21 protein-coding genes are annotated in these 19,347 nt (G+C 37.1%); 8 read left to right on the forward strand and 13 right to left on the reverse strand.

Annotation, left to right across the window (positions count from 1 at the left end; all coding sequences use genetic code 11):
* Positions 1-451: 451 nt before the first annotated feature.
* Positions 452-1,909 (reverse strand): HD-GYP domain-containing protein, encoded by a 1,458-nt coding sequence (locus LEPBI_RS06005; RefSeq protein WP_041769715.1) that lies wholly within the window; start codon positions 1,907-1,909, stop codon positions 452-454.
* A gap of 403 nt (positions 1,910-2,312) precedes the next feature.
* On the opposite strand from LEPBI_RS06005, the gene LEPBI_RS06010 reads away from it, so the two are divergent.
* On the forward strand, positions 2,313-3,632 hold the full coding sequence (locus tag LEPBI_RS06010) for an LA_0442/LA_0875 N-terminal domain-containing protein (protein WP_012388222.1): 1,320 nt from the start codon (positions 2,313-2,315) through the stop codon (positions 3,630-3,632).
* A 30-nt stretch (positions 3,633-3,662) separates the two neighbouring features.
* Here the strand turns inward: LEPBI_RS06010 and LEPBI_RS06015 are convergent, their stop codons facing one another.
* The gene (locus LEPBI_RS06015; RefSeq protein ID WP_012388223.1) at positions 3,663-4,565 is read right to left on the reverse strand and encodes a LysR family transcriptional regulator; all 903 of its coding nucleotides are present in this window, start codon (positions 4,563-4,565) and stop codon (positions 3,663-3,665) included.
* 91 nt (positions 4,566-4,656) lie between these two features.
* Between LEPBI_RS06015 and leuC the strand changes: the two genes are divergently transcribed.
* Together leuC and leuD are read left to right on the forward strand one after the other, a co-directional pair.
* A complete protein-coding gene (leuC, locus tag LEPBI_RS06020) occupies positions 4,657-6,060 on the forward strand; it encodes a 3-isopropylmalate dehydratase large subunit (RefSeq protein WP_012388224.1) in 1,404 nt (467 codons plus the stop codon).
* Positions 6,057-6,683: a 3-isopropylmalate dehydratase small subunit gene (gene leuD, locus LEPBI_RS06025; protein ID WP_012388225.1), complete on the forward strand. Its 627-nt coding sequence runs from the start codon at positions 6,057-6,059 to the stop codon at positions 6,681-6,683. Before leuC ends, leuD begins: the two co-directional genes overlap by 4 nt.
* 42 nt (positions 6,684-6,725) lie before the next feature.
* Here the strand turns inward: leuD and LEPBI_RS06030 are convergent, their stop codons facing one another.
* The 4 genes from LEPBI_RS06030 to LEPBI_RS06045 form a co-directional block, all read right to left on the reverse strand.
* Positions 6,726-7,613, reverse strand: a complete 888-nt coding sequence (locus tag LEPBI_RS06030; RefSeq protein ID WP_012388226.1) for a hypothetical protein — start codon at positions 7,611-7,613, stop codon at positions 6,726-6,728.
* 119 nt (positions 7,614-7,732) lie between these two features.
* A complete protein-coding gene (locus LEPBI_RS06035; RefSeq protein WP_012388227.1) occupies positions 7,733-9,286 on the reverse strand; it encodes a methyl-accepting chemotaxis protein in 1,554 nt (517 codons plus the stop codon).
* Between the two features lie 157 nt (positions 9,287-9,443).
* On the reverse strand, positions 9,444-10,910 hold the full coding sequence (locus LEPBI_RS06040; RefSeq protein ID WP_226992896.1) for an ankyrin repeat domain-containing protein: 1,467 nt from the start codon (positions 10,908-10,910) through the stop codon (positions 9,444-9,446).
* Positions 10,873-11,298: a hypothetical protein gene (locus LEPBI_RS06045; protein ID WP_012388229.1), complete on the reverse strand. Its 426-nt coding sequence runs from the start codon at positions 11,296-11,298 to the stop codon at positions 10,873-10,875. The genes LEPBI_RS06040 and LEPBI_RS06045 overlap by 38 nt, the downstream gene beginning before the upstream one ends.
* 197 nt (positions 11,299-11,495) lie before the next feature.
* Between LEPBI_RS06045 and LEPBI_RS06050 the strand changes: the two genes are divergently transcribed.
* The 4 genes from LEPBI_RS06050 to LEPBI_RS06065 all read left to right on the forward strand — a co-directional run bounded on the left by LEPBI_RS06050 (position 11,496) and on the right by LEPBI_RS06065 (position 14,808).
* Positions 11,496-12,488 (forward strand): alpha/beta hydrolase, encoded by a 993-nt coding sequence (locus LEPBI_RS06050; protein WP_012388230.1) that lies wholly within the window; start codon positions 11,496-11,498, stop codon positions 12,486-12,488.
* Positions 12,489-12,499: 11 nt separating this feature from the next.
* Positions 12,500-12,856 carry a YciI family protein gene (locus LEPBI_RS06055; protein WP_012388231.1) on the forward strand — a complete coding sequence of 119 codons (357 nt, stop codon included), beginning with the start codon at positions 12,500-12,502 and terminating at the stop codon, positions 12,854-12,856.
* Positions 12,857-12,882: 26 nt separating this feature from the next.
* Complete coding sequence (locus LEPBI_RS06060) at positions 12,883-14,109, forward strand: RNA polymerase sigma factor (RefSeq protein WP_012388232.1); 1,227 nt, start codon at positions 12,883-12,885, stop codon at positions 14,107-14,109.
* A gap of 408 nt (positions 14,110-14,517) precedes the next feature.
* A complete protein-coding gene (locus LEPBI_RS06065) occupies positions 14,518-14,808 on the forward strand; it encodes a hypothetical protein (RefSeq protein WP_012388233.1) in 291 nt (96 codons plus the stop codon).
* Between the two features lie 88 nt (positions 14,809-14,896).
* Here the strand turns inward: LEPBI_RS06065 and LEPBI_RS06070 are convergent, their stop codons facing one another.
* Together LEPBI_RS06070 and LEPBI_RS06075 are read right to left on the reverse strand one after the other, a co-directional pair.
* Positions 14,897-15,451, reverse strand: a complete 555-nt coding sequence (locus tag LEPBI_RS06070; RefSeq protein WP_012388234.1) for a dihydrofolate reductase family protein — start codon at positions 15,449-15,451, stop codon at positions 14,897-14,899.
* A gap of 293 nt (positions 15,452-15,744) precedes the next feature.
* Entirely contained in the window at positions 15,745-16,107 is a 363-nt protein-coding gene (locus LEPBI_RS06075) for an ArsR/SmtB family transcription factor (RefSeq protein ID WP_012388235.1), read from the reverse strand.
* Between the two features lie 121 nt (positions 16,108-16,228).
* On the opposite strand from LEPBI_RS06075, the gene LEPBI_RS06080 reads away from it, so the two are divergent.
* Positions 16,229-16,780 (forward strand): hypothetical protein, encoded by a 552-nt coding sequence (locus LEPBI_RS06080; protein WP_012388236.1) that lies wholly within the window; start codon positions 16,229-16,231, stop codon positions 16,778-16,780.
* Between the two features lie 106 nt (positions 16,781-16,886).
* Here LEPBI_RS06080 and LEPBI_RS06085 read toward each other — a convergent pair whose 3' ends face one another.
* The 5 genes from LEPBI_RS06085 to LEPBI_RS06110 all read right to left on the reverse strand — a co-directional run bounded on the left by LEPBI_RS06085 (position 16,887) and on the right by LEPBI_RS06110 (position 19,298).
* Complete coding sequence (locus tag LEPBI_RS06085) at positions 16,887-17,291, reverse strand: TIGR04452 family lipoprotein (protein WP_012476214.1); 405 nt, start codon at positions 17,289-17,291, stop codon at positions 16,887-16,889.
* Positions 17,292-17,561: 270 nt separating this feature from the next.
* Positions 17,562-18,107: a hypothetical protein gene (locus LEPBI_RS06095; RefSeq protein ID WP_012388238.1), complete on the reverse strand. Its 546-nt coding sequence runs from the start codon at positions 18,105-18,107 to the stop codon at positions 17,562-17,564.
* A gap of 5 nt (positions 18,108-18,112) precedes the next feature.
* Positions 18,113-18,625 carry a hypothetical protein gene (locus LEPBI_RS06100; protein WP_012388239.1) on the reverse strand — a complete coding sequence of 171 codons (513 nt, stop codon included), beginning with the start codon at positions 18,623-18,625 and terminating at the stop codon, positions 18,113-18,115.
* 34 nt (positions 18,626-18,659) lie between these two features.
* A complete protein-coding gene (locus LEPBI_RS06105) occupies positions 18,660-18,971 on the reverse strand; it encodes a hypothetical protein (protein WP_012476215.1) in 312 nt (103 codons plus the stop codon).
* The gene (locus LEPBI_RS06110; protein WP_012388241.1) at positions 18,972-19,298 is read right to left on the reverse strand and encodes a hypothetical protein; all 327 of its coding nucleotides are present in this window, start codon (positions 19,296-19,298) and stop codon (positions 18,972-18,974) included.
* Between the last annotated feature and the right edge of the window lie 49 nt (positions 19,299-19,347).

Raw genomic sequence — 19,347 nt, forward strand, 5'->3', positions numbered from 1 at the left:
ACGTAATCATTACTCTCTGATTGTGGGACTGACAAGTCTTTTTGTGAAAATGGAGGGAATCAGTATGTGAAAATCAGAAATTGAATATAGTTCTCATACGGAACTATGTGAAAGAGTTTGCATAAGTTAAGTAATCACTTGATAGGGAGCCACTTTCAATCCGATTGTTTAAATTTGTTGTCAAATTGATGGAATGCAATCTGTAATTGGAAGAGTTAAGTTCGATAAAAAATGTCCAGGAATCAGGCATCTCGCTAATTTCAGTAGCAGTTACTGCGGAGGAAACTTTTGTCAAAGTTCCAAAAACTAACAGTTTATACCGGGTGTCAGAATCAGTATCAGCCCATCAGCTCTTCCATCCTATATTTTATGAGTCACATATAAGAGAGGAAAACTCTTCTTAGAAAATTTGAATGTCTGTATGGATGAATCAGTTTTTCGAAGGATTCGTTTAAGCTATGTCCATCTTCTTTACTGCATCGAATAGTGGGCCATTCATTTCTGGATCAATGATGTAAATGATCCTTTGGGTACTAGAAGTTTGTCCTGCAAGGTCAATCACTGCTTTCCGTTTGTCCATACGAATTTCGTTGATATCAAAATCGGCGATGCGATACTTAATGCCTTTTTTAAACAAAGGTTTGATGGTGCATAATCTTTGGATTTTGGGACGAGTTTGGAAGCGATCGACTTCTAAAATTTTACAGATATCAAAATGTACCTGTTTTTCTGAATCAATCGAGGCGGTGATGACGTAATCACCTACATTGATGATATTTTGATTATTGGTTAAACTGGCGCCTACATAATCGAGTAAGTGACGAATGTTTCGATTGCTATAAGAAAAGAAGGAATCATTCACGATCATTTTTAATGCTGTTGCTGAGCTGAATGCAGGGCGCCAAGGTTGGTTTGTTGTCAAACTTGCATACTCGCTGGCGAGTGACAAAATGGCGATATCCTCTTCAAAATTGACAGAGTTTACATTTGACTCTTGGATTCGAAGTTGTGCATCAATATCAGCCACAAACATTTTTTTACTTGGATCTTTAAGGAACTTATCCCGAATCACCATCAGCTTTCTAAATACGGTATTATTGTCAGGAAAGTTATTGTTAATTGAATTCCCACGAAAGGGTCTGTGGTGGTTCAGAACTAGTGTTCGAATCTCTTGCGTAATTTCTGGTGCTGCAAGAGTCATCAAATAACTGATGATGGGATGTTGTTGGATCGCGTTGTATTCTTCTTTTGTCAAATTCGGTTTGTCGGGGAGCACTAGTTTCGAATAACCGATATCCGCAAGAAAACTTGCTGTCATCACTGAGAGATGGTCTTTTTTATTCGGTTTGTTATCCTCACCGACACCTATCTTTTTGGTTCGGACTTTCATACCCATGGCAACTATCGTACGTTTGGTCATGAGTTCCGATTCCACTGGCACACCAGCATGATTCAAAATCTCTAAAATGTTAAATAATCCTGATTCAAAATCAGGATTGTTTGTGAAATCATCTAAAACTTTTCCAATGGATTTGTGTACTCGGAGAGCATGATCCGAATTGAATGCTTCTTTTTTTAGCTCTTGAATCAATGATTCTGTTTGTTTTGCAAATTCGGTCGTTTTGTCTGGATCAAAAAGTTTTGTTTGGCGAGGGTCTGCCATGTCTCCGGACATGACTCGCAGATGTTTTATATCAGAGTTTAGACAATAAGCACCTTGCAACTCGATCTTTAAAAGTTTACCAAAATCCTCTTCCGTCGCATTCTTTTTTTTTGACATGATGAGTTTGCCATTACGATCATAAAGATCGAGAGGAATATGTTTACTCTTTCGATAGCTACTGAGCAGATCATCATTGAATTCAAATTTTGTTAGTTGGTCAGTGGGAATTAAGGGAGTATCGCTCAAATTTTGTTGTCCGGTTATGGTATGCTTATCTATCGATATGAGACGAGAAAAATTTTCATTCTCCAACAAGAGACATCATTTTTTATTTTAAATACTGCTCCTATTTTAGCTAAAAAAGAGGCTGATTCAGAGCAAAAAAATTTCAGGCAAACAAATGAGAAAATTTTCCAAAATCATTACTGAACGTGTTTGTTTCACTTGGGGCCAATCTTTCTTTTAAAGATAAAATTCTAGGAAAAATCCAACGAATGTCTCAATACTCACATTATGAAATTTTTAAGAATCATTCTATATGTTTCCATTCATATTTTCTTTCGAATTGTATTTTTATCTGCTTAATCAGTTTGCAGTAGAATGCCATCCTGATAGGATACTCAAATTGCAGTGGTGAACAATTGAATTTATGAATAAAATAATACCTTACCTATGTGTTCTCTTTCTTTTTTTCAGTGGATCTCTCCGTAGTGAAACAATTCTTCTCAAGTCAGGAGAAAAATGGGAAGGTACAGTCCTCACTCAAGATAAGGATATAGTGACGATCAAACTCGCTGACGGTAATACAAAACGGATTCCAAAGTCAGCGATCCGTAAAGTTTCTTTTGCTAAAAAGGCTGAATCCAACCCTGTTAAAGTGGAACCTCAGATTTCGGAGAAGGAAAAGAAACTCAATGAAGAAAAAGAACTCGCTGAAAAACAAAAAAAGGAAGATGAAAATTTCAAATCCAAAGAAACAAATCAGAAAAAAAGAGAGGATGAACTTTCGAGTGCGAAACGACATTATCTAGAAGGTTCCTTTGGTATTGGAAGTGGTGAGAGCCAATCAGAGCTCCGTCCTTTTTATCAAACCATACAAGTGGCTGGACTTCTTTTTAACAGTGGTGGTCAAGCTGAGATACAATCCACGCCATACAAAACGAAAAATCAAAGTGCAACAACGCGTTTGTTTTACGCTTGGAACCGCCTCACCATTGAGATTCGCGGAACTGAAGCAAAAGGAAATTTTGATGTGAGTGGCATTCAGACACTTACTTATGGGGGAGGTGGCTCGTCATTTGCTACTGACAGTAATACCAATGTTCTTTTTGGAAACGGAGAGTCAAAGTTTCAAAAACTGTCTTCTCGGGTAGGTTTTTCTCCTTACCCACATCCGGTATTTGACCTTCAAATATTGGGAGGGCTAGAAAGAATTTGGTCCAAGAGCAATCATGAAGTTGATAGTCTCGGAGGGAATACTGCCACTGGTATCAATCCCAACCGAGTGAGTTATCGAGAAACAAACAATTCGTTTAAAGGTTATAGTTTTGGAATCGGATTTGAATGGAAATTTTGGGAACGATTCACTTTACAAGGACAGGTTTTGCATTTGGATATGAAAGGTCCATCATCCTTTCGAAGTAACGAATTTCGATTGGATAGCTCTCCGTTTCGATACGATCACTATCGTTTAGATTACCAGTGGAAGTCGACTGGAACCGAAGTGAATGTAAAATTCACAACAAGGGTCCATGGTGACTTTAGTTTATTTATGGAAGCAAGCAATATGACCCTGAATAACAAATTACAGTCTGGTTATATCACAGAAAGCGATAGTGGTGGGGATAGTGATCCAGCACAAATATTACTAAGAGTCTATGGACCACAGAAATTAATTCCAATGTTATATGATTCAAAGACAATATTGTCTTACGTTCAAGTCGGTGCAAACTATCGTTTTCATTTTTGAACAGGATTAAAAATGATGGTCCAACCATTCCTAGGAAAGGGAGGAGTTTTCTTTTTTGGATTTCCAAAGTTCAGTGGATCTTAAAATTTCTTCTGCAAGCATCGTAAGTCCGGGTCCAGATTTTTTACGATAACAAAGATAAAATTTTCTTTCCACATTCCAGTCTTCGAAATTAATTTTTTGTAGTTTTTGATTCATCGAATATTTGGATAAAAAACCGATTCCTAATCCGGCTTCCAAAGATTTGATAACGGATTCTACACTCCTCAGTTCCATTGTGATATTGGGGCCAAATTCTTTAGAGAACGATTTAATCTTCTTCTCCACTGCCTTTCTAAGAGCAGAACCCGGATGAAAAAAGACAACGGATTGTTTTTTTAAGTCCTCGATTCTAATTTTCTTTTTTAAAAAAATTGGATGGTCCTTTGTTGCGACAGGATAAATCTGATCGGATAAAAATTCGATTACATTCAGACTAGGTTCTGCAATGGGACCTGTCAAAATCCCAAGATCTACTTCTCCTTTTAACACTGAGTTTTTTGTTTCACTAGCATCTCCTTCACGGACTGAAAGCGATAGTCCTTTTCTTTTTGTTAGGATTTCCTTTAAGATTTGAGGTAAGATCCATGCAGAAACGGTACCTCCCGCTGAAATGGAAAAGTTTCCTTTGAGTTCGTTTTCTTTTGCAAAACCATTTTGTATCTCTTCCCATAATTCTTTCATTCGAATTGAATACTGATAGAACTTTTCACCTTCGTGTGTTAGTCGAACAGACCTTCCTCCTCTTTCCAATACTATGACTCCTAATTCCTTTTCTAAAAGAAAAATTTGTCTAGAGAGTGCCGGTTGTGTTAATCCTAGTTGCGTTGCCGCTTTTTGGAATGTGCCTGTGTTAGCGATTTCAAGAAAATAAACGATCTGTCTGAATTCCATACTACATATAACAATTAGTTATATATATTATAAAACCAATTTATTTGCATTATATCAATTATTTTGATACTCTTATTACCAAGAGGAAAATATGGGACAAACTCTATATGATAAAATTTGGGAACGTCATCGGATCTTGGAGAATTCAGACTCTGAATCGATTTTATATGTGGATCGACATATCCTGCATGAAGTGACTTCTGCCCAAGCATTCGAAGGATTAAGAACGAAAAAAAGAGATGTTCGAAGGAAGGATCTCACCTTCGGAGTTGTGGATCATAATGTTTCTACAAAAGATCGTAAAAACAGAGATGCTGCAGGACCAGTCTCCCGACTACAAATTGAGACAATGGAGAAAAACTGTTTTGATTTTGGAATTCGTTTGTTCGGTCCAGACGATCCAAATCAAGGGATTGTACATGTGGTGGGTCCTGAGTTAGGATTTACAACTCCAGGATCTGTGATCGTTTGTGGAGATTCTCATACAGCAACTCATGGAGCCTTTGGTGCATTGGCCTTTGGAATAGGGACAAGTGAAGTCGAACATGTGTTAGCGACTCAAAGTCTCAAACAGTCGAAAACAAAATCTATGCTCGTCCAATTCCATGGGAAACCTGGATTTGGAATCACATCTAAAGATATCATACTTGCGCTCATTAAAAAGATGGGAACATCCGGAGGAAGGGGTTTCACAATCGAATATGGAGGTGAATGGGTACGTTCACTATCTATGGAAGGCAGAATGACTCTTTGTAATATGAGTATCGAAGCGGGAGCAAGGGCAAGCCTCATCGCTCCGGACCAAATGACATTTAATTATCTGAAAGATAAAAAACTAGTTCCCCAAGGTGAGAGATTTAAAGAAGCAATCGAATATTGGAAAACTTTTTTCACAGATAAAGATGCCGTTTTTGATGAGATAATTGAATTCGATATTTCTAATATAAAACCGCAGGTCACATGGGGAACCAATCCATCACAGACGATATCCATTGATGAAATGATCCCGAATCCTGAAGATTTCATTGAGGGACGAGCAAGAGAAACAGCAGCCAATGCCTTGGCGTATATGGATTTAAAACCAGGAACTCCAATTTCGGAGATTCAGATCGATAAGGTGTTCATTGGCTCTTGTACAAATGCAAGGATAGAAGATTTACGTTTTGCGGCAGAAGTAACAAAAGGAAAAAAAGTCCATCCAAGAGTGCAAGCCTTGGTCGTTCCAGGTTCAGGATCAGTGAAAGCACAGGCTGAATCAGAAGGTTTGGATACAATTTTCAAAGATGCTGGATTCGAATGGAGAGAACCTGGTTGTTCCCTTTGTCTTGCAATGAACGACGATGTATTACTACCAGGAGAAAGGTGTGCCTCCACTTCTAACCGCAACTTTGAAGGAAGACAAGGTCGAGGAGGGAGGACACATTTAGTCAGTCCTTCCATGGCAGCTGCCGCAGCAGTGACTGGTAAATTGACAGATGTGAGGGAATTAGCATGAGTGTAAAAAGTTGGACAGTCCATACGGGAGTGGCGGTATCCATGCCCAGAGAAGATATTGATACGGACCAAATACTTCCAAAACAATTTATGAAATTAATTGATAAGAAAGGTTTTGGAAACCATTTGTTTCATGATTGGCGGTATTTAGACTGGGCGGGAAAGATTCCTAATCCCGAATTCATTTTGAACCAAGAAACATTTCAGAATGCGAGTGTGCTCATTGCTGGAAAAAATTTCGGATGCGGCTCGAGTCGAGAACATGCACCTTGGGCCCTTTCTGATTTCGGATTCCGAGTGATCATCGCTCCTTCTTTTGCCGACATCTTTTCCATCAATTCTGCGAAGAATGGGATTGCTCTTGTTCGATTGAAAGATGAAGAGGTTTCTTCTCTTCATCACTGGGTTAGGAATCATTCTGGATCCCCAATTAGGATCAATTTGGAATCATTTGAAGTAAAAGCAGGTGAGCAAACCTACTCTTTTTATTTGGATTCTGGTTCCACCAATCGGATCCGAAATGGTTGGGATGATATCGATACCACGCTAAACAATGAGAGAGAGATATTGGAATTCGAAAGGAAACAAAAAATGGAAACTCCATTTTTAGAAGTGCATTGGTAATTTGTTTGAAAGTCCAAATATTAGATCCTATGAACCTTTCTCTTACCTTGCGGAAAGTTTGCTAGGATTTTCTATAGGAATACTCCTTTTTACAGAGAGGTTCTGAAAGATAGCCCATAACGCAAAACCAGTCACCAGAAATTGAATGGGAAGGAATACCATGTCCCATTGGTATTCCTGTAGGTTTGGAAAATAGGGACCCTTCGATGGGAATGGAGGCAAAACCGGATACCGAGCGAGTACTGTTAAGGTAGTGACAGCAATCGTGTCTGCAAATCCGAAATAATAATATAGAGGGTAACGTTTGTTATGCCAATGGTAGAGGACGACCATAGCGATCAGGCTAAAAGGTTCCAGAAGAATGAATCGTATACTAGCAAAGGTTGGCAATGATAGAAGTGCCATTCGATAAGCAGCGTGACAATAAATCCAATGTAAGGGTGAGGATCGGAACAAAAACATTTTGGAATCCATGTGAGTTGTCTGAAAGTTCACTTTTGCCATCTCTTGGACTAGCCAAATGAGAAGAGTGAAACATGTGATACGGCTAAAGACTCCTCGATATGTGTCTCCACTGGGAGCAAACATCATGGCAAAGATATTTGCCAATACAGCAAAATTAATATATAGGGTAAACAAAGGTAAAAATCTTTTTTGTATACTTTCAGAGAAAAGTCCAAAACCCAAGATGACACCCAAACCTAGGGGTAGTAGTAACATAAGTTTGCTGAAACCCATGATGGAAATAGAATCAAAGGAAGGTTGGAAACTGAATTGAACAGTAACTAACAAAGATAATGTGATAGTTAAGGTAAAAAGAACAGTTTGGCGAAAAGTTGCCAAATAACAAACAAATGAAAATACTAAAATGGAAATGGAACTGTTCCAAATCAGTAAACTAAGATCCGCGCCTTGTCCGTTAAGCATCATATCAGTCTATGGATTCCTTATTTTCCTTCTGCCATTGTGGTTTGGTAAGACCACCAATTGAGTTTCAATCTTTTCATTTTTTGATTGGATACATCGGCAAACTTCTAACAAAAGAATCCTCAATTCGTCATCTCTTTCGCCATCGAATCGAGTTTAGAAATGATCCCCCCTGTAGATTTGCTACTTTCCGAAATTTGTTTGGAAATTTGCACAATGTTCGTTGCATACTCAGAGATGTTTGCAGTAATTTTTGTTGACTCTTCTGTTGCTACTTTTTGGAAGTTTGTGGAGGTTTCAATGGTCCTACTCGTTTCATAAATTCGTGTATTTAAGTTGTCAATGGTTTGGATTGCTTTATCAATTTCTACGATTTTAGAACCAACTCCCGTGATTTCATTTTTAATGATACCAATGGATGTGTCTAGTTTTCCCATCATCTCCGAGGACCGGTTGATGAGTTCACTACTTTCACCAATCAATGAAAGGTTTTCTTTGATGATTTTAGAAATTTCCTTGGAGTTTTTTGTCGTGGCAAGAGCCAACTTGGAGATTTCTTCTGCAACAACCGCAAAACCTCGTCCATGTTCTCCGGCTCTTGCCGCCTCGATCGCAGCATTCAAAGATAACAAGTTTACTTTGTCAGCAATGTCATTGATGACAGAGACAAATTCAGAAATTTCCCTACTTTTTTCCTGAAGGATATTGAACTTATCAATGGAAAGGTGAATGTGTTTTGAAGTGTCGTTTGAATATTCTGTAACCACATCTAAATTTTTATAGATACTACCTGTTCCGGTTTGTACGGTTTCGTTGATGGCTTTTAAGTCATTCACAGATTGAATTGAAGTTTCCGACTCTTGGTATAAAGATTTTGCAATTTTATTATTGGAATCAGCTTTAGAAGATAATTCTTGTAAAGATGTTGAAATTTCAAATAAGGATGATGCTTGGTGTTCTGAAATTTGTTTCAGTTCTTCTGAAATTGTATCTTGGTTCTTAATTTGTTGTTTCATCAAATCAATCGTGTTAAGAATGGTTTTGGCCATTTCTAATAGATTGTCCAAAACTTTCTTTGCTTCTTTTTGTTTTTCTACAGCCAAGTTTAGAAGAATTCTTGTTGCAGTTGCTCCGACAGTCGCACCAATACCGACCCAAACAAAAATCAAAAACCTTACGATGATATTACTTTTTGGACCACCTGGAATTAATTCAGGTCTTAAAACAAATAAAACAATTTCGGATACAATGATTAAGATAAAGTTATAAATGGATGCGTTACGATTGAAATACAATACGCTTAAAACAAAAGAGATATAAAATGTTGCAGATAGTTCGGTTGCCCCATAAATTACGTATTGGAATACCAATAAACATAATGTAACACCTGTAATGGAGATATAACTTGAAACCCAATGTGTTTTTAATCTAGAAGATAATAAAAAACCAACAATCAATATAGACGTAGCTAAAATAAACTCGATGAAGATACTTTCGTAGGTCAAGTAATCTGAGCCTTTGCCGGCAATTTTAATGGCAAGTGTTGCCACGTTGGCAAGAGCTAAGATCGAAAGAAATGACAAGAACATTCGTTTGTTGTTTCGTATCATTACTTCCGTGAAAAGGTCATCGGAAATTGTCATGGCTTTCTTCGGGGAAAAAAATTTAGCAAACAAACTGTACCTTCTTGAAAATGGGTATGGGTTTAAGTCATTTTTATCAGACGGAATCTTTTGGCAAGAAACGTCCTAAAACCCGACAGTTGTTTGGAAACTAGAGATTTTGCTAAAAAAAATACCATTGGCTGCCTTTCCAAAGGGCAAACCAACCCAATCACTTGCTTCTTTTTTGGATGAGTTCCGCAATTTGTTTGTGGCCATTCACTCTTGCGACACCGATGGGAGAACTGGTTCCTGGGACGTCCGTTAACGCTCCCCCATTGAGTAAGGCCTCTACCACTTCCATATGCCCCTCGGATGCCGCGGAATACAGGGCAGTGGTTTTATACTCTGTGATTGCATTCAAGTCTACTTTTTGTTCGATCAGTAATTGAACCATTTTTAAATGACCAGCACTGCTTGCGGTAATGATTGGAGTCCAACCTTGTCGAGATCGAATTTCTTTGTTAGCCTTAAATTCTAACAATATTTTTAAAATTTCTAAATAACCTTCATTACATGCTTTGTGGATAGCGGCTCTACCATCGTTTCCTTGCAAATTAGGATCGGCATGATTTTCCAATAAAATCCTTGCGATATCAGCATGGCCTTCTTGTGCCGCTACAAAAATCGGACTATAACCATCAATTGTTCGGAGATTCGGATTTGCTTTTTTCCGTAGAAGTGTTGTCACCAATTCCAGATCTCCTTCTTTCACAGCATAGTGTAATGCTGTATAACCTGTTTCATCTTGGATGTCTGGATTTGCCCCGCGTGCCAACAGATATTGGACAAATTCTAGATGTCCATTCATCGTAGCAAAGTGAAGAGGGGAAACATTTCCTTTTTCAATGACTTTGTTTGGATTTGCACCTAACTCGATTAAAATTTTTAATAATTCTGTATGACCCTTTAATGCTAGCAAATGTAATAAACTGAATCCTTTTTTGTCTACCACATCGATCGATGCTCGATTAGAAATTAGGAATTTTGCGAATTGATAATTTTTCCTACGAATCGCAATGAGTAATGGAGTTTCTCCTTTTTTGTCTTTCGGATCAAGAAGAGACCCATATTTTACCAAGAGTTTTAAAACAGTGATATTACTAGAGGAATTGGTAACTGCATAGTGGATTGGCAATTTGTCTATTTGATCTTTTTCGTTCGGCAAGGCGCCAGCATCTAACAATACTTTTGCGCAATCAGCATACCCTTCCGAACTGACAATGTGTAATGCTGTCATACCTTGAAGGTTCTTTGCATTGACATTGGCTTTGAACTTGATTAATATTTTTAATTGTTTCGAATCGCCTAAGTTAGCTGCAGCGTGGATGGCTCGCTCGCCACTTTCGTTTATCGATTCGACGCTATCAGGATTTTTTGTTAGGAATTCTTGTGTTTCAAACCAATCACCCGCTTTTACCATTTGGATTAAATTTGGTTTCAGTTTTGCCTTTGGTTCGGGCGGAGTCACACAATTCAAAATAAGGGTCAAAAAGAAAACCGGGAGTAAAATACCCTTTGAGGTATTGTAACACTGTCTCAAATCGATCCCAAGGATAGGAAAATAGTTCAGAAAACTGAAAAAAAGAATCAAAACCTTTTTATTTGACGCAACGAACTGAGGATCTAGTTTCATCATTCCCATTTAAGGCATTCCCTCCATATACAAAAATATTTTTTTCATTTGTCCAATAGGAAGAATTTTCGTACCCATCTCCAGGGAAATACTTTTGTAAATGGTAGACGGCTAGAAGTTGTTCTCTACTAGGAAGTTTTAAGTTTTGGCTCAGGCAGAAAGATTGTGCATCCGTCCATGGGCGGTATAAAAATTTTTGGCTGAATTCGATACCTGCTACCACTTCAAACTCTGGATTTGGGTTTGAAATTGCATCTGCTTTTTTATCTGCATCTTGCGTGACACAGGATACAAATAGAAAACTCAAACTGATACTAAGATAAACCAGAATTAAAGTCTTATCGATGATTTGTATCAAAAATTTATGGGCCATCATTATAGAATAGATCATTTATTGAAATTCGTCAAGACAGCTAACGGTGAAAACGAGTAAAAATGGCGACCATTTCATTCCATTCCCTGAAGAATGTCCAAATGATTTGATTTAACCCTTTGCATTCTAAAAATTTCTCCAAAATTGAACTTTTTTCGAACCGTTTGTCCCATTTACAAGAATTCGATGGATATAGAGATAGAAAGGAGTACGGAATGGACAAAAAAAATGATCGAGAGCTGGAACAAAATCTAAGGAAATCAATTTATCGTTTTGGATTGTATCTTGGCCTAATTGTTGTTATGGCGTTGATAGTCGTGTTTCTAGGTTTGTGGAAGGCAAGCAATCAGATTTTATTTCCTGCCCTTGCTGGGATTAGTAAAGATTTTAAAGAATGTAATTCTGATGCTGAGACTAACTTTGGGAAATTCTGCGGAAATATTCGATTATCAAAACAATACAAATATCAAGAAATCAAGATACCATCAATCAATGGGTATGAATTACCTGGATGGCTGATTCCGGCTCGCGAGAATGGCAAATCGGTTCACAAAGGTGTTGTTATATTTGTTCATGGAGGAGGGTCTGACAGGAGAGAGTTTTCTCGATTCATTCCATTTTATCTCCACCAAGGTTTTGATATAATCAGTTTCGACCTTTCTTGTCATGGTGAAGCTCCTTGTTTGTTTCCTGGTTTGAGTTTTGGTAGTAGAGAATTTAGAGATGTACTGTCGGCGTATCTCTATACCGAAAAAAAATATCAGAATATTATAATGGTTGGTTCTTCCGTTGGAGCCTCTTCACTATTGATATCTCTCCCATTTTTGAAGGCTGTGAAGGGATTGGTTTTAGAAAACCCTATGCTTGATTTTAAAAGTTTAATTTTAGAATCTCCTGAATCTGCTAATTTACCTAACTGGATGCTTCAATCCCTGATAGAAATTGTATACATTCGTGGAAATTTTGATTTTTTACTGAGCCCTAAAAATTCTTTGTCATTTGTCAATGATGTGCCTTTATTCATCATTCATAGTAAAGAAGATTCAGTTGTGACTTTCCACCATTCAGAGTCTCTTGTGAATCTTTACAAAGGACCGGTAGATTTTTGGTTCCCAAATTTTGGATCTCACGGAAAAGTTTGGGATACAAATCAAATTGAATACGAATCGAAAGTGCAAAATTTCATTCAAAAAAATATAACACACTGAAGAGAGAAAAAATGGAAGAATACTTAATTTTAATGCGACTCGATCTACTGACCAAAGAAGCCCAACCATCACCGGAACAGTTACAAATTTACATGCAACAGTATAGGGAATGGGTAAATTCGATTGTAACAAAAAATAAGTTTTTATCAGGTACAGCTTTGTCTACCGAGGGAAGAGTCATCCAACACAATACGATTGTTACTGATGGACCATTTGTGGAAACCAAAGAGTCTTTAGCAGGTTTTATAACAATTTTAGCCGAGAGTTTTGAAGAAGCATTGGGTATTGCGAAACAATGCCCCATTCTTTTGGGTGAAGGGAATAGCGTCGAAATCCGAAAGATAATGGGCATTCATAAGGAAGAATAAAGGCTTGTTCTGGATTTTTAAATTGTATGGATGAATTAGCTGTTTTGCCTCATTTGTTCCGATTGGAATATTCCAAAATTGTATCTGTACTGTGCAAACGGTATGGATTCCATCAAATTGAAACGGCTGAGGATATCGCCAGTGAAACATTTTTAGTCGCGTCCCAGGCATGGGGTAACAATGGGATTCCCGAGAAACCCGTTGCTTGGTTGTATGCAGTAGCAAAAAATAAGGCTAAAAATTTAATCCAAAGAGATTCACTTTATCAGAATAAAATCCTACCACGTTACCAAATTGAAAATTATGTAGAGGATCATGATTTTGATCTCTCAGAAGAAAATGTAAAGGATAGTCAATTGAGAATGCTTTTTGCCCTTTCTCATCCTTTGATTCCTTTAGAATCTCAGATTGGTATATCACTTAAGATTTTATGCGGTTTTGGGATAGAAGAAATAGCAAAAGTATTTCTTTCAAATAAGGAAACGATAAATAAAAGATTGTCCCGAGCCAAGGAAAAACTAAGGGAAAACAATATTTCTCTCGAATTACCATCATCAGATGATCTAAAGTCTAGATTAACGTCCGTTCTTCGAACGATATATTTAATATTCAATGAAGGTTATGCCTCTCATAACCAGGATAAAATTTTGAGAAAAGATTTCTGTTTGGAAGCAATTCGTCTTTGTACTTTTTTATTGGAAAATGAGAAAACGAATACACCTGAAGTAAATGCTCTCCTGTCACTATTTTGTTTTCATATATCAAGATTTGATGCAAGAATGAATGATGCTGGTGAAATCGTTTTATTCGAAGATCAGAATCGTAATCTTTGGAATCAAGAATTCATTCAAAAAGGTGAGTATTTTTTTATACAGTCAAACAAGGATCGGAACATTTCTAAATATCATTTAGAAGCTGCAATTGCATATTGGCATACTTTGTCTGAAGACAAGGTGGATAAATGGGAAACAATTTATACTCTTTATACTGGTCTTTTAGAATTTGAATCTTCTCAAATTTTATTATTAAATCGTGCTTATGCGCTTTTTCGTTTTAAGGGTAGGGACGAAGCTCTGGAAGAGCTGGGACGATTAGATTTCCCTTCAAATCGTTATTATTTTTCTTTATTAGGTGAGATATATTGTGAGTTCGATCGAAAAAAAGCGAAAGATTGTTTTCGCAAAGCGTATTCGATGGCAGAGAAACCAAGTGATCGGTTGGCAATTCAAAAGAGAATGAATCTAATGGAGTAAGATTTTGAAAATGGATCCGAAAGTGATTCAATTGATGATTCGCTTACTATTTTTTACTTTTCAAAGTGCAACGACTCAGTAGTGGGATTGCCAACACATTTAGAAGTTAGGATCATCCCTTTGTTTCGGGTGAAATGAATTTTAGATAGCTGTCATTTTTTGAAAGAATAGGGATTCGATTCATTTGCCAAGGAAGTTGGAGAGGGTTTTAGAGACATAATAAAACTGCAATTCCACAAACCCCCCCCGAGTTAGGGTGGAGGGGAGTGGCTCGTGGGCAGCTAACAATTTCCCTCTAACACATATCGCATTCCTTGGAAAGAGTTTCCTATATTTCATTCATTTTATTTCCAAAGATTTCGCGTTTTCACAATTGCTTCCCAGTGGAAGCAGAGAGAATCTGTTGACTTGTCCCAAATTCGGTTATATCGTTCTCAAACCATGGATGCTTACCGAAATGCGTCGTATTTAGGATTTGTTTTGTACTTCATAGGGATTGTTTTGTTTCTTTATGGATTCTATCATCTTTCCATTGAAAAGGATTTGGATGCGAAAGGGATAAAAACTACTGGGGAAGTGTATGCCTTAACAGCACCTTGGTGGCCAGTCATCCTTGGGGTGATTGTTACTTTTGTTGGGTATATACTTCGTAAAATTATGAAACGAAAGGCCATTGCACTAGACTCTCAAACGAGATGATTCCCGTTTCGCATTTGTGGGAATCTTCGTTAAGATGCTAAGCGAATGGCCAATCCTTAATGAAACAAAGAAATATAAATCGATTGCATTAAGTAAAATCGAGCCTCTTCCTTTGGTATTCCAATAAAATCACACCAGATTCGAATTGTTTAAGTTTCACAAATTCTAATTTCGTTTCCGTATCAATCTGTTCAAATAAATGGATGCCATTCGAAAGAATGATAGGATTTACCTTAAGAAATAAACGATCGATTTCATCCAATTGCCAAAGTAGTCCTGCCAGATTACCACCACCGCAAAGATAAATATTTTTGTTTGTTTCCATCTTGCGGAGTTTCTGAATCGTACTTTTGACTTCGAATGGTCTAACAATGGTAATTTCTTGTTCAGAGTATTTTAAATTTGGATCATCACTGATCAGATAATGATCCATCCACGGATAGGCCTTTTTCCCCGCGATTAGACCAAATTCAAAACCATATTCATATGTTTTCCGACCTAGTAGTACATCAGAATATTCTTCCAAATCTTTGAAATATTCATTTACATGGTCTCCTTCATTAAGAAAAAGATTGGTTTGGGATTTTTGGCTTTCAATAAAGCCATTGATAGAAGTCGCAACGTAATAATGGATCTCTCTCATATGTGTCACCTATTGAGATATTAAAATGTAATCGCTTAGAAAGTTTAAGCTTCGGTTTGGATTTTAAGGTTAGGTGTTAGAGATTGCCATTGTCTTGTATCAATTAAAATTACTTTTATTTGCCTCAGTTGCAAATGTATAGTGGAATTAGAAATTAAATCTTTTGTAAACAATTATTTTTTGAATGAATACACATTTTGAAAAGAAACAAAGACATATGTTCCAAAGCGAAAAATTGATCCTAAAATTGAAATCCGATTGGGAACGAGGCTCAAATTTCTATTTTGAACTTTTTAATTCGAAGGAGGGCAACAAATGGCAACCATCTCTTCTAGATGGTTCAAGATCGCTTTAAATTTTTGAATCGCTTGGTTTGGTTCCAATTGGTAATATACATGTTTGCCTTGTTTGTCGCGTACTAGGATTCCCGCTTCTTGTAAGGTGAGTAGATGTCTTGAGATTACCGAACGATCTAAGGACAATCCTTCGGATAGTTCTGAGATATCTGCCTTACCATGGCGGATCACTTGTTTGAGTACTTCAATTCGGCTCGGTTCCGCAAGTGCTGTTAAAAATTTGGAATCTAAGACTAGGTTCAACGCTTCGATCGCTGTTTCTTTTCTCTTCTCCGATGGGGATTTCACTTTTACAGCCATCTACCCAATCATTTTGTAGGATTTTTTGCGAGTCTAGCTTTTTTCCATTTGAAGTTGACCGATTTCACAACCAGGAAAAATATGTGCAATAAGGTGCATATATGCACACGAGGAGTTTTGTATGAATTTGTTGGATTTGAGCTTAGTGTTTTTGGTGGTTTTTTCAGGATTGGCTTTTTGGGATGGAATTGTTTTGCATCTATGGAAATACAAACTCTATCGTTATGAAGATACGATTTATGAACATCAATTACATACTGTAAGAGCTGTCCTTTTTCCTTTGATCCTTGTTGGGTTATTCCTTTTTGAGATCAAAGGTTGGTTGTATGTGGTGATTCTTGTGATCACGTTTTTGGATTTGGTGATCCAGATTATGGATATGTGGGAAGAAAAAGGAGCTAGGATTCGTTTTGGAGGTTTGAGTTCCAATGAATATATCTTACATGTAGTACTGACCTCATTACATTCATCAATGTTGTTATTGTATTTACTATCAAAGCCGGATGGTTCTTTTTCCTTACAAACTGCAGAGATCGTTTTTTCTAACAGTCTCGCATATCTTGTCGCGATCAATCTTTTGCCGGGTGCAATTTTGATTGCAACCTTACATTTGGCCCTATGCCATCCTTTTTTTCGTAGAGAAAAGACCGTCAGAACCATTTCGCCAATGTAAAATCTTCATTTCGAGGATACATTGCATCATGAAAATGAATGTTAACGATTTACTTGCAATGGGAAACTTCATCAAACATTGCAAGTAAGGAGTTCGTATTGATTGTTTATGGTAATCCAAGCACAGGCGCAGGTTTGATATCGCAACTGAGTCCTACAGTTACGAAATTTTCCAAAATCAGACCAAGTGCATAAATATTGGTCACACATTTGTCGACACCATCTTTTAAATAGTATTTGTCATCTTCGATTCCTGCGGCAACAGGAACTAAAGCTCCATTTAACAAAGATGCAAGCAATGTAGCAGAAGAAATCGTAGATGAGGAAACGGACGAACCTGCAATGGATCGGATGTAAATCGTATCAATTTGGGTAGCAGCATCGACTAGTTTTTTAATGGCATCTTTACCGGTGATGTTTTTGGAACTGAGGCCACCTATCACAGGTTGGTTGCAATTGAGTGACATTCCAAGTAAAATGGTTACGAATAAGAAGGGAATGAGTTTTTTCATATGGTGTAAATTCGAATATTGGAATGGATTTGTCAAAGAAAAAATGCCACCAAATGCGAATCAGCTGAGAAAAAACAACGGTTAACCGAAGAAGTTTCCATCAATTCAATTTTTAGGGAAAACGTAAAACAAATTGGTAGTGGATTTTATGACTGTGTTAGTCGACATTTGGAATCATTCAATGAAATGCAGAAATAAATGATCGAACATAACGGAGGCTAGGATTGAAACCTTTCTAAATTCTATGATTTCAGTGAATTGATTCTTACTTCAATCTTGCCGTAAGGTGATATTGGGATCACCAGAGATGAGTTCGACGGAATAAATGTTTTGGATTTGCCAAGAAGGTTGGAAGTTTTGGTTATAAGATAAAGTATAATTCTCTTCAGTGGCACTTGTTGTCGTCGGTGTGACCGTTGAGAAACTTACACCAGATCGATTACAATTGGAATTTTCTTTGTATACCAATGTCGTTCCACTTTGTTTTGTAATTTTAAATGTATAGGTTCTTACTTCTTCTTGTGGTTTGGCATTATCCAAATAATGGTAATGAAAATAGTATGGTTGTCCTACTGTCAATGTAATAGGCGAATCTGTATTTTTACGAAGGATTTGGTTCGGCTTAGGACAGTAATTGGCATTTTGCGATTGGTTCAGTAGGATGAGATAAGAAAACATAAAGTTATTTGAAAAATTGTTTCCGTCTGTATCGTTATCACTTTTGTTTGGGACCGGCAAGATACAAGTAAAGGAAAGGGATAATGATAGAAAAAGTAAGGTCAATTTAAATTTGTAGTGAGTGTAATTGAAATTCATAATCTTTAATATTGCCTGATGGTGATGTTTGGATTGCCAGAAAGGAATTCAAGGTAATAACCGTTTTCGGACGCACGAAATGTTGAATACGATTCAAAATCGGATTTGTAGAGTCGATAAGTATCTTCTGTAGGAGTGGTTGCCATAGGCAATCGTTTGTAAGCAGAATCAGAATACGTAAGGCAGTTGTTATTTGTAAAAAACTGTACATCGGTGCCTGATTCCTTTGTGATTTTAAAATAAAAATCGGTGACCCCCGTTCCCTGTGCTTTGTAATCCTCATAAGAAAAACGAAACCATGACTTTTCGTTTGGTTTTAAAGTCAAAGTTTGGTTTGTGTTTTTCCTTAAAATTAAGTTGGGGTGTTTGCAGGAATTGGAATAGTATTCATTTGTAAAATTGATGACAAAGAGTTGGACAAGTGGATCGGCCTCCACCTCTTTTTGGTAAGAACAATGAGAAAAGAAAATCAAAAGAAAACAAAGGAGAAAGATAGAAATCTTATGTCCAATTTCCATACGGTTATACCTAACCATTTGGATTGAGTGACAATCAATTTTCATTCGTCGCATACCCCTTCACAACAGTACAACGAATGATGGGTGAAAACATGTAGAACACATCGATAATCTCTGGATTTTTGATTCCCTTTTTCCCTGGCGCCTTTGCCAGTGCATCGGTGATCGCATCATGAAGATTGGGATAGAGTGGTATCAAAATAAAACGGCAACTCCTTCCTTCCACAAATACATCCTCCTGACTGATGGTGCGAGGAGCGAGATCGATCCGATTGTATTTCCCCCAACTTTGGCATTGGGATAATAGGAATAAGATACCAAGGAGAGATAGTTTCTGTAGTTTCATTTATTTCGTCTCATAGTAGATGTGAATGCATTGTAAAATCAAATAACTGTGGCTAAACTCAATTTCGATATCATCAAATCTACTTTTTTTGGTTTTCATTTCAAATTGGTTGAGTGCATTTTCCAAACTGCGAGGATAAATCCCGACACAATGTTCGAATTTATTGGAACGAGGGTGGGGTTTCTCGGTACGATTGGGTTCGATGTAACCAATATTGGTTGCCAATTTGGTCGTAATGCATGAAGTGAATGTGAATGCAGTGATTAAGAATATAAGTAATAGATACCAATTTCTTATATATGCTAAAGATTGAATTTTATGATTCATTTAAATGATTAAACTTCCCCGGCCTTAAATTTTCTGATTGGAATCCTAT

The organism is Leptospira biflexa serovar Patoc strain 'Patoc 1 (Paris)', assembly GCF_000017685.1.
GTDB classification, from domain to species: domain Bacteria; phylum Spirochaetota; class Leptospiria; order Leptospirales; family Leptospiraceae; genus Leptospira_A; species Leptospira_A biflexa.

What these genes read in the sequence shown, in the direction of transcription:
- LEPBI_RS06105 (WP_012476215.1), bottom strand. Translation starts at nt 18,971, where the DNA reads ATGAAACTACAGAAACTATCTCTCCTTGGTATCTTATTCCTATTATCC.
- LEPBI_RS06080 (WP_012388236.1), top strand. Translation starts at nt 16,229, where the DNA reads ATGAATTTGTTGGATTTGAGCTTAGTGTTTTTGGTGGTTTTTTCAGGA.
- LEPBI_RS06100 (WP_012388239.1), bottom strand. Translation starts at nt 18,625, where the DNA reads ATGGAAATTGGACATAAGATTTCTATCTTTCTCCTTTGTTTTCTTTTG.
- LEPBI_RS06110 (WP_012388241.1), bottom strand. Translation starts at nt 19,298, where the DNA reads ATGAATCATAAAATTCAATCTTTAGCATATATAAGAAATTGGTATCTA.
- LEPBI_RS06045 (WP_012388229.1), bottom strand. Translation starts at nt 11,298, where the DNA reads ATGATCTATTCTATAATGATGGCCCATAAATTTTTGATACAAATCATC.
- LEPBI_RS06085 (WP_012476214.1), bottom strand. Translation starts at nt 17,291, where the DNA reads ATGAAAAAACTCATTCCCTTCTTATTCGTAACCATTTTACTTGGAATG.
- LEPBI_RS06040 (WP_226992896.1), bottom strand. Translation starts at nt 10,910, where the DNA reads ATGATGAAACTAGATCCTCAGTTCGTTGCGTCAAATAAAAAGGTTTTG.
- LEPBI_RS06095 (WP_012388238.1), bottom strand. Translation starts at nt 18,107, where the DNA reads ATGAATTTCAATTACACTCACTACAAATTTAAATTGACCTTACTTTTT.
- leuD (WP_012388225.1), top strand. Translation starts at nt 6,057, where the DNA reads ATGAGTGTAAAAAGTTGGACAGTCCATACGGGAGTGGCGGTATCCATG.
- leuC (WP_012388224.1), top strand. Translation starts at nt 4,657, where the DNA reads ATGGGACAAACTCTATATGATAAAATTTGGGAACGTCATCGGATCTTG.
- LEPBI_RS06030 (WP_012388226.1), bottom strand. Translation starts at nt 7,613, where the DNA reads ATGATGCTTAACGGACAAGGCGCGGATCTTAGTTTACTGATTTGGAAC.
- LEPBI_RS06055 (WP_012388231.1), top strand. Translation starts at nt 12,500, where the DNA reads ATGGAAGAATACTTAATTTTAATGCGACTCGATCTACTGACCAAAGAA.
- LEPBI_RS06010 (WP_012388222.1), top strand. Translation starts at nt 2,313, where the DNA reads ATGAATAAAATAATACCTTACCTATGTGTTCTCTTTCTTTTTTTCAGT.
- LEPBI_RS06075 (WP_012388235.1), bottom strand. Translation starts at nt 16,107, where the DNA reads ATGGCTGTAAAAGTGAAATCCCCATCGGAGAAGAGAAAAGAAACAGCG.
- LEPBI_RS06050 (WP_012388230.1), top strand. Translation starts at nt 11,496, where the DNA reads ATGGACAAAAAAAATGATCGAGAGCTGGAACAAAATCTAAGGAAATCA.
- LEPBI_RS06070 (WP_012388234.1), bottom strand. Translation starts at nt 15,451, where the DNA reads ATGAGAGAGATCCATTATTACGTTGCGACTTCTATCAATGGCTTTATT.
- LEPBI_RS06015 (WP_012388223.1), bottom strand. Translation starts at nt 4,565, where the DNA reads ATGGAATTCAGACAGATCGTTTATTTTCTTGAAATCGCTAACACAGGC.
- LEPBI_RS06060 (WP_012388232.1), top strand. Translation starts at nt 12,883, where the DNA reads ATGGATGAATTAGCTGTTTTGCCTCATTTGTTCCGATTGGAATATTCC.